The sequence below is a fragment of the Candidatus Dependentiae bacterium genome, assembly GCA_018897535.1.
Lineage (GTDB): Bacteria > Babelota > Babeliae > Babelales > UASB340 > UASB340.
The window spans coordinates 1-4,084 of the sequence record JAHIKO010000076.1 but is presented as its reverse complement, the minus strand read 5'-3'; the positions used below and the strand labels follow the sequence as shown (position 1 = coordinate 4,084).

General features: G+C 32.2%; 3 protein-coding genes. All 3 read left to right on the top strand.

Annotation, left to right across the window (positions count from 1 at the left end; genetic code table 11):
* Window positions 1-1,552: hypothetical protein (locus KKE07_05055; protein ID MBU4270210.1), on the top strand; the 1,552-nt coding region annotated here is incomplete at its 5' end.
* Window positions 1,530-3,632, top strand: a complete 2,103-nt coding sequence (locus KKE07_05050) for a beta-propeller fold lactonase family protein (GenBank protein ID MBU4270209.1) — start codon at window positions 1,530-1,532, stop codon at window positions 3,630-3,632. The genes KKE07_05055 and KKE07_05050, both read left to right, overlap by 23 nt.
* The coding region (locus tag KKE07_05045; protein MBU4270208.1) for a hypothetical protein at window positions 3,616-4,084 on the top strand (469 nt) is incomplete at its 3' end. The genes KKE07_05050 and KKE07_05045, both read left to right, overlap by 17 nt.

Below are 4,084 nucleotides of genomic sequence, written 5' to 3'. Positions count from 1 at the left end.
TGCCGGTACCGGTAATGAATTGTATATTTATAACTTTAATGGATCAATATTATCTTTGGGTACAAGTGTTGGTTTTACAGCCGCTGTTAATTGTGTTCGTTGGCATCCAAGCCAAAATTATTTTGCATTTGGACCGTCAGCAGCTATAACTGGTAATGAGCTTAGAATTTATAGTTGGGATGGAACAACATTGACACAAACTGGTGGTATTAGTTTTGCAACGGGAGTTGCTAGTGTAAGTTGGAGTAAAGATGGCAATTATTTATCTGCTGCAACTACTACCATGTTATATGTATATTCTTTTTCTGCAGGAGTAATAACTCTTGTTACAAGTATTTCTTTTTCCGGTAGTGGAACGGCTTCAGTTAGCGCCCTCGATTGGTCCACAGATGGCTCTTATATTGTTTTGGGTACTAATGGAGTAGGTTCTTCATTAAATGTTTATTCATTTAATGGATCAACATTAAGTCTCAATTCATCTATTTCCGGAATTTCTGTTCGATCTGTTTCTTGGAAGCAAAATGAAAATTTAATTGCGGTCGGATTAGATGGATCAACTGAAAATTTAAGAATTTATGAGCATGCGTCTGGTTTATTATCAGAAAAAATTGCATCCAGAATTGGTTTAACTGCAACCTGTTATGCTGCTCGATGGATTAATGGTAGCGATTATCTGGTACTTGGTCTTGCAACCGGGTTGGGTTATGAATTTGGTACGTTGTATGTATCGCCTGCATCATATAAAATTTATCCTGTCGTTATTTTTTCTACCGGTACAACTGTGCTTGATGCTATGCCGTCAAATAACGGGCAATATCTTTTAAATGCAATGGGATCTTCAATTAATTTGTATCGTATAAACGGCTCTGATTTATATTTTTATGATACAAGTTTGATATTGAATTCGGATTCCGTTATTTCGCAAAATTTTAATATGTATGGTAATTGTAAAATTGATGCCAGGGGTAATATTTTGGATTTACAGACCGGCCAAATTCAAGTTGGTGAAAATAGTAATTTAAAAATTAAAAATGCAAAAATTTCAGGCTTATATTCTACACGGCTAAAAAATATAGCAAATTCATCTTCTATAACGTTGCAAAATTGTGAGATGGATTTATATGGCGATTACACTTTTGATGCTGGTAGTTTACTAATTAAAAGTGATGTTGTTATTTCAGGAACCAATGCATTAAATTATACTTCGAGATTTACATGTAGCATTGATAAAAATTCAAGCTTATCTATAAATAATGGAGCTAAATTTAATTATGCACCTAGTGCAGCCAGAAATAATTTAATTTATATGTACGATAAAAGTTCTGTTTTATATTTAAATAATTGTACTTTTTCTACAACAACTACTGGAATATTACTAACAAATGGTACATTAATTTTGGATAATAATGTTAGTTTAAGTTGTGCCGGGTTAGCTTCAAGTGAAAGTATAAAATTTGGTTCCGGAGTTGTAACTCATGATTTAAATGTAATTTTAGATTCGGCATTAAATTTGAATATTTATGGAGGCTTTGAATATAATAATGTCTCTTAAATTAAAAAAGTTTTTATATTTTTTGTTTTTTATAAAAAATATTTTTGGGGCAAGCGTTACTGTTGGCTCCGATACGGCAGTTGCAGCTCCTCAAGCGACTATAACTTTTGACGGTGCCGATAATAAAATTGCAACATATGCATTAATGGATGGTGGTTTTTATTTTTTAGATGCAGTTACATCTTGCTCCTGTTATTCAGTTTATCCAATAAAAACAGTTATGAGTCTTTCCGGTGGAAAACTTTTTTTATTTAAAGATTTATATTTATCTGACAAGGGATGTTTTCGTGCCAATGGCTTTATAGATGGTCAAAATAATAGCATAATTGTTTCAAATAAATTGGCTAAAATTCAGGATTATACTGTTTCATATGTAGTTAATCAACAACCAAATACTATTACTTGTTCAGAAGATGGAGCGTATTTTTTTTTAGGAACAAATCAAGATCTTACCCTTTCCTCATTTACGGCATATACATATGATGGAACTTCAATATCGTTTGCAGGAAATTATGTTAGTGGATTACCAAATGTTTATAGCATAAGAATTAGACCGCCAGGTCTTTATTCCGGACTATATCATATATTAATGGGTGAAAATGATGGTGGTGCCGGTTATTATGAATTAAGAATTTTATCGTTTAATCCTGCGACAAGTGCAGTAGCTTTAGTTTCAGGCAGGCAGTATACGCCACAGTCATGCAGATCTGTTGCATGGTATTATAATGGTTTATATGCAGCATTTGGAGCTGATGCTTCTGTTGTACGAGTAATTAATGTTCCAATCAGCGGGGATATTTCTGGATCTACGGAAATTAATGCTTCCGGAGGAGCAACGACTGCAACTACATTTGCAAGAGATGCACTTTCTTGGTCTAATATACATAGTAAAAATAATTTGGCAGCAGGTTTTGATACTACTGTGGAAGTTTATACATTTAATGGAAGCAGTTCTTTGACTTATGCTGCCAGGTCGAATATTGGGCAGACCGTTTCTCATTTATCTTGGAATCCGACAAATCAGTATATAGCTGTTGGGTTGTCATCCGGATCTGATAGATTAAGAATATATGATTTTTCTTATACAACATCTACTTTAACTGAAATTGTTTCTGCTCGTACTGGAGAGGCCAATACGGTAAGTATGTTTGCATGGTCTCCGGATGGTAACCATTTGGCAGTAGCTTTAGCTGATACATTAAATGATAATGTTAAAATTTATAGTATAGATAAAGATTCCGGTAATTTAACATTGGAAAGATCTTTTTATGTTATTGATTCGGCAACAGCTATAAAATGGTCCCCGGATGGTTCTTATTTGGCTATTGGATCGGAAAATACTGCTACCGGTACCGATTTTTATGTAAATGTTTTTAATTTTTTAAACTTAAAATCAATCATATTTAAAGATGCGAATATTTATTTTATGGGTGATTTTGAAATAAATCAGTCGTTGGTGTTTATTGGAAATTGTTCTATAAATTCCAATAAGGGAAATTTAAGATTATGTAATGGCGGATCTATATCGATAAGTTCATTTAGTAATTTGCTTATTAATAATTGTACTATTTCCGGATTGTCCGATAAAAATTTAGCTTGCTATGATGATACTGGTATTTTAAGACTTGAGAATTCAAATTTTTATGTTGATGCAGATTATGAATTTTCATATGGTCAAATTATTTTTAATTCGGATGTAGTATTTTCAGGAACAGATAAATTTATTTATAGCTCAAGAGTAACCAGTACCATAAATTCTGATTCTTTAGTCTATTTTTCAAATGGAATGACTTTTAGTTATGCTCCAAAAAATAACAATAAAAATTTAATTTATATGCAAGATGAAAGTTCAAAAATATTTTTTGATGGAGCAAGTTTGATTACAACATCAACAGGACTTAGATTTAAAAACGGCACTTTAATTATGGATAATGGAGTAACTTTTAGCAGTGCCGGTACTGCTTTATCTGAAGCAATAATATTTGGCGATGGTATAAGTTCAAACGATTTAAATATTAATATTTTAGCTGATAATAATTTTAAAATTTATGGTGCTTTTTCTTATGAAAATAGTTATTAAATTATTTTTTTTACAGTTATTTTTTTTGAAAATTATATATTCGGCAAGCGTTACATTGGGCTCGGATACAACATCCGGTGCAGCAATTGCATATACACAATTGGACGGCGCAGAAAATAAAATTGCAAACTATGGGCTTATGAATAATGGTTTTTCGCTAAGAGATTCTGCAACAACATGTTCTTTTGATTCTGTTTATCAAGCTTCCGGCGGATTTTTTCCAATAGGCGGAAAAGTTTTTCTGAACAGAGATTTTAATTTAGCCGGAAATCATATATTTGTTGGAGGCGGACAATTTTATGGAAATAATAATGCGTTGTTTTTAAATAATAGTGATACAACAGAAGAATTTTTGCCGGGAAGAGTTGGGCCCTTATATGAAATAGCAAACTATACAACAGGTGATGACGTTTATTCAATAAGTTGGACTTATGACGATAGGTATATTGCTG